The organism is Mesorhizobium sp. M7D.F.Ca.US.004.03.1.1, assembly GCF_003998635.1.
Taxonomy (GTDB): domain Bacteria; phylum Pseudomonadota; class Alphaproteobacteria; order Rhizobiales; family Rhizobiaceae; genus Mesorhizobium; species Mesorhizobium loti.
Window position 1 is genome coordinate 1 of sequence record NZ_RZQG01000429.1, and the last position, 5,001, is coordinate 5,001.

Here is a 5,001-nt window from a genome sequence, read left to right on the forward strand (position 1 = left end):
AGCTGCAGCAACTCGTGCGCAATCTCGCCCTCGCGGCACAGTCCCGCTCCGATACCACCACCATCTCGTCCAATGCGATCAAGTCGATCAAGTCGCTGATCGCGGGCATCGACAAGATGCTGACGACACAGGTCAACGAGATCCTGCACGCGCCCGAAGTGCGCGAAATGGAAGGCACATGGCGCGGCCTCTGGTATCTCATCAACAACACCGAGACGGATCAGAAGCTGAAGATCCGGGTGATGAACATTTCCAAGGAGCAACTGGCCGACACGCTCGAAGACTATGAAGGCCAGATGTGGGACCAGAGCCCGATCTTCAAGAAAGTCTATACGGACGAGTATTCGATGCTTGGCGGCGAGCCGATCGGCTGTGTGATTGGCGCCTACGAATTCTCGAACCACCCGCGCGACGTCGGTTTGCTGCGCAACATCTCCGGCATCTGTGCTTCGGCGCACACGCCGTTTATCGCAGCCGCCTCGCCGCGCCTGTTTCGCATGGACAGCTGGCAGGAATTGCCGAACCCGCAAGATCTGCAGCAGATCGTCTCCAACCCGGCCTATGCTTCGTGGCAGTCGCTGCGCGAGAGCGAGGACGCGCGCTATATCGGCCTGACCATGCCACGCGTTCTGGCGCGGCTGCCCTATGGCACGGATACCGTTCCGGTGAAGGGCTTCACCTTCGAGGAAGAGGTGCAGGGCGACCACAACAAATATGTCTGGATGAACGCCGCCTTCCCGATGGGCGTGAACATAAACCGCAGCCACAAGCTCTATGGCTGGGGCACGCAGATCCGCGGTGTGGAGAATGGCGGCACGGTCCTCAACCTGCCGGTGCACAGCTTCCCGACCGACGACGGGTCGATCGCGATGAAATGTCCGACGGAAGTCGCCATCGACGACCGGCGCGAGGCGGAACTGGCCAAGCTTGGTCTGATGCCGATCCTGCATCGAAAGAATACCGATCTCGCGGCCTTCATCGGCGCACACTCACTGCAGGACGACGAGACGCGGGCTGGGCGGCTGGTCGACCCCGACGCGCAGTCCAATGAGCGGCTGAGCGCCAACCTGCCCTATCTCTTCCCGGTCTCGCGCTTTGCGCATTACCTCAAAGCCATTGCGCGCGACAAGGTCGGCTCGTTCAAAGAGCGCTCCGACATGCAGATCTGGCTGACCGAATGGATCAACCGATACGTGCTGGCCAACCCGGCCTTTGCCGACGACAAGGCGCGCGCAAAGCGCCCGCTTGCCGCGGCCGAGGTTCAGGTGGACAGCGTCGAGGGGCGGCCGGGCTATTACAACGCCCGCTTCTATCTGCGCCCGCACTACCAGCTCGAGGGCATCAATGCCTCGCTCCGACTGGTGTCGGAACTGCCGTCCGTGAAGACTTGATTTGCAGCAACACCATCTTGGTTTTTTGAAAGCGGTGGAGAAAGACAATGCCCACAGGTACGAAGATTGATGGCTTTCTGAAAGTTCCGGATATCAAAGGCCCAAGCGCTCGAGACGGCCACGAGGATGAAATCGAAATCCACGGGGTCGATTACAAGATAGTCGCGCCATACGATCCGAATTCGCTCTCGCGCCGCGGCCGCGTTTCCTTGGGCATGATCAAGTTCACCAAGCACTATGACAAGTCCTCGCCCTATCTGAAGAAAGCACTGTTCGAGAACAAGGCGCTGGACGAAGTGGTGTTCTCGGCACGCCGGACCATCGATGGCGAGACCAAGGATTACCTGGTCGTCACCCTCACCGACGCCTCGATCATGGAATACGACATGTCGCAGGCCGAGGATGAGGAAGACCTGATCGAGGAAGAGGTCAGCTTCGCCTACAAGAAGATCAAGTTCGTCTATGACGGCAATGACGAAATCGAAATGGATGTCTATGTCGGCAAGTGAGGGCCGGCGGCCCGACGCGGACAAGCTGCAGGTTGCCGGTAGTTCGCGAGCAAAACGCGAAGCGGTCCAGCCCTCTCTCTGGGACCGCCTCGTAAACGACCTGCCGGGCATGACCTCCGAGATTGACGGGCTGCGCCAGGCCTTGCAGAACGAACTGGGCGTGGACCGGCTGGAGAGCCTAGTTACGGGCAGCGCGCGGCTCATCGATGCCGATGCGGAGCTGACGGCCGATCAGAAGCGGCGTCTGCACCGCCTGGCCTTTCAGACCCAGCACCGTGTGGAGATGGAAAGCCGCGGCGTGGTCGTGTCGGCCCGTGTGCTCCGGGAGGCCGTGCGTCGCGACATCGAGGCCCTGTTCAACACCGAGCGTTTCGAGGCTGTTCCGCTTCTTTCCGACCTCGAAAGCGAGCAGGCAGCGGACAACCCGCCGTCGCTCGCCGATTTTCCGGAGGTGCGTCGAAGCGTGATCAACTACGGCGTACCATCCTTCTCCGGCCGTTCCTCCCGCGACTTTGATCGCGAAGCCCTGGCGCGCGAGATCCGCTCGGTGCTTGCAACGTTCGAGCCACGCCTCAAGGAAAGTACGACGAAGGTCACGGTAACGCTTGGCGACAAGAGCGTGGGTTTGAAGATCGAGATTGACGCCGTGCTGATCATGACGCCGACGCCGGAACGCATGCGCCTGCGCACCACGATCAATCTCGATAACGGCTTGGCGCGGACCGAATTTAGGGAGGCCTGAGATGGATCGGGTCTTCGTGGAATATTACGAGGAGGAACTGACCCATATCCGCGCGCTGGCGGCGGAATTTGCCGACCTGCATCCGGCGGTGGCGCGCAATCTCTCGCTCGACACGGTGCCGTGTCCGGATCCGTATGTCGAGCGGTTGCTTGACGGCGTCGCTTTCCTGGCGGCGCGCACCCGGCTGAAAGTCGACGCCGAACGCTCGCGGTTTTCACGCAGCGTACTGGATGTCCTCTATCCCGATCTGGTCACGCCGGCGCCGGCAACGGCGATGGTGGTGCTGAAACCCGGCCAGCAGGTCCAGACGATGGTTGCCGGCCATGTCGTCAAGCGCAACACCCGGCTGGTCTCCGGCCTGCAGCCCGGCCTTTCGACGCGCTGCACCTTCACCACCGCCCAGGACATCACGCTGTGGCCGATAGCGGTCACTTCGGTAAGCTATTTTCAAGATCGCAGCGCGCTGGCGGCGGCGGGCATAGCGCCGATCGGCGGTGTGACCGGCGAGGCGGCGCTCCGCATCGTGCTGACCCGAACCGGAAAAGGCAGGCTCGACGAACTGTCGCTCGACCGGCTTGATCTCTACTTTGCCGGACGCACCAAGGCCCCCCTGCTTTTCGACGCGATTTTCGGCGCTTGCTCGGCCGTTGGCGCACGCGCGGAAGGCAAGACCAATCCCCTATCGCCCTTGCCGGAACCCGAAATGATCGGCATCAGTGACGAAGAAGCCCTGATGCCTCGTACCCGTCCGACATTCGAGGGGTACCGCCTGCTGCGCGAATATTTCATGATGCCCGAGCGCTTTCACTATGCGCGGGTTTCCGGGCTGCAGTCCGTCGTGCGCCGATGCACGGCCGGGCTCGAGATCATCTTCGTGTTCAGGCGTCCAGTGCCCGAGCTTGCCGACTTGACACCGGCCGATTTCGAACTTTTCGCAACGCCGATCATCAATCTCTTCGAACGTGAGTGCAACGTCATCGAGCTTGATCCGCGCAGGACGCGCCAGGTTCTGCATGCCGACCGAACACGGGCGCGGGACTTCGAAATCTATCGGGTCATCCGCGTGGAGGACGCCGACACCGGGGGCAGCGATGCCGAAATTCCAGAACTCTTCAGCCTAGGTCAGAATCGCGGCAGTGGTTGGGTCTACTCCACCGAGCGGCGCCCTCGTCGCGCGACGGAAGACGAGCGGCGCGACGGGCTGACCCGCACCTCCTACGCAGGGGACGATGTTTTCCTGGCAATTTCACGCCCGGTGGAAAGCCCGGCGAACCGGTCGCTGAAGCGTGTCGACATCGTGGCGCTTTGCACCAACCGCGATCTGCCGATCCTCGATGACAATCCCACCTTGACGCTGGAGGCCGGCGACCCGGTCGAAACGGTGCGGCTTCTCGGCGCGTTGCGTCCGCCTCGCCCGGCCATCCCAGCGGCGCTACCCTTGGGCGCTGCGGGCGAATCCCGCGCCGACAATCTCGCCTGGCGGCTGGTGGCGCAACTGGCGCTCAACTTTCTCAGCCTTGCCAAGGAAGGCCGCGGCGTCGATCCGCTGCATGCGCTGCTTGATCTTTACGCCGACCGAGGAGATCCGAGCCTCGCCCGCAACGTGCATTCGATCGTTCGCATCGACTCGCGGTCGGTCATCGAACGGCTGCAGATCGACGGACCGATGTGCTTCGGACGCGGCACGGAAGTGACATTGCATGTCGACCAGTCGGTCCTGGCAGGGCAAAGCACATTGCTGCTTTCGGCCTTGCTGGCACGGCTGTTTGCTCGTCATGCCGGTATAAACGGCTTTGTGCGAACCCGTACGCGGCTGCTGCAGAAGCAGGAGGATGTGCCATGGCCGATGACGCCCGGCAATCGCTACCTGATCTAGACATAGTCGACCCGAACCAGGCCGAAGGGCTGTCGGATACGTTCGACTTCTTCGAGCTGTTGCGCAGGCTCGAACGGAGGGGCGGGCTGTTCGGCTATTCCGGCTCGCCGGAGCGCGAGCCGGCAAGGCTCGGACAGCATGTGCGCCTCAGCTTTTCGGCCAGGGACGTGGTTGAATTCCGCGAAGCGAAGGACAACGCTCCGGCCAGGGTCACCGTCGCAAATCTCGGCCTGATGGGACCCGAAGGTCCACTGCCGCTGCATCTGACACGCTGGGTGCTCGATCGTCTGTCGCAGCGCTGGTTCACCGGCGCCGAAGCCCAGCAGACCAGCGACACGACATTCGTGGACTTCGTCAACATTCTGCAGCACCGGATGATCGCCCTGTATTATCGGGCATGGGCGGATGCGCATCCGGCCGTACAGGTCGAACGCGCGGTCGGCGGGCGCGTTCGCGCCATGCTTGAAGCCATGGCGGGGATAG

Annotated in this window: 5 protein-coding genes; all 5 read left to right on the forward strand. The window is 62.2% G+C overall.

Annotation, left to right across the window (positions count from 1 at the left end; genetic code table 11):
- A partial coding sequence (gene tssC / locus EN935_RS21825) for a type VI secretion system contractile sheath large subunit (RefSeq protein ID WP_127373606.1) occupies positions 1-1,391 on the forward strand: 1,391 nt, incomplete at its 5' end.
- 47 nt (positions 1,392-1,438) lie between these two features.
- Complete coding sequence (gene tssD / locus EN935_RS21830) at positions 1,439-1,900, forward strand: type VI secretion system tube protein TssD (RefSeq protein WP_109661618.1); 462 nt, start codon at positions 1,439-1,441, stop codon at positions 1,898-1,900.
- The gene (gene tssE, locus EN935_RS21835) at positions 1,887-2,642 is read left to right on the forward strand and encodes a type VI secretion system baseplate subunit TssE (RefSeq protein WP_127262652.1); all 756 of its coding nucleotides are present in this window, start codon (positions 1,887-1,889) and stop codon (positions 2,640-2,642) included. The genes tssD and tssE overlap by 14 nt, the downstream gene beginning before the upstream one ends.
- A 1-nt stretch (position 2,643) precedes the next feature.
- Positions 2,644-4,518, forward strand: a complete 1,875-nt coding sequence (tssF, locus tag EN935_RS21840; RefSeq protein ID WP_127262632.1) for a type VI secretion system baseplate subunit TssF — start codon at positions 2,644-2,646, stop codon at positions 4,516-4,518.
- A partial coding sequence (locus tag EN935_RS21845; RefSeq protein WP_164771254.1) for a type VI secretion system baseplate subunit TssG occupies positions 4,482-5,001 on the forward strand: 520 nt, incomplete at its 3' end. The genes tssF and EN935_RS21845, both read left to right, overlap by 37 nt.